The sequence below is a fragment of the Arthrobacter sp. 18067 genome (assembly GCF_902706295.1).
Classification (GTDB): domain Bacteria; phylum Actinomycetota; class Actinomycetes; order Actinomycetales; family Micrococcaceae; genus Arthrobacter.
Window position 1 is genome coordinate 1 of record NZ_CACSJJ010000093.1, and the last position, 416, is coordinate 416.

General features: G+C 36.1%; 1 protein-coding gene. It reads left to right on the top strand.

What is annotated here, in order from left to right; all coding sequences use genetic code 11:
- Nucleotides 1-53: 53 nt before the first annotated feature.
- Nucleotides 54-416: NADAR family protein (locus tag GVL04_RS24230; RefSeq protein WP_159709179.1), on the top strand; the 363-nt coding region annotated here is incomplete at its 3' end.

The window sequence follows — 416 nt, forward strand, 5'->3', positions numbered from 1 at the left end:
TGACAACACTACTAGTTTGATACTTCAACAATATATGCGACAAGAGGTGTAACATGGCTCGTACTGAAAATGGCTTTAAAGGAGAATTTAAGTTTCGATCGAATATGGAGTTCTGTACGGTATTTTGCTTTAATGATATGTATCACTCCGTAGAGAATGCTTATCAGGCTTCTAAATGCGCTAACAAAGAAGACCGTAAAAAGTTTCAACACCATGAGCCATACAAAGCTAAGAAAGATGGTAAGACAGTTCAAATGCGTCCAGACTTCAATGCTAAAAGATTGGAGTTTATGGAAACATTGCTCCGTCGTAAGTTTTCTGATAAGAATTTTCATCTCAAACAAAAGTTAATTGAAACAGGTGATCTTGAGCTTGTTGAAGTTAATAATTGGTCAGATTTTTACTGGGGTGAGTGT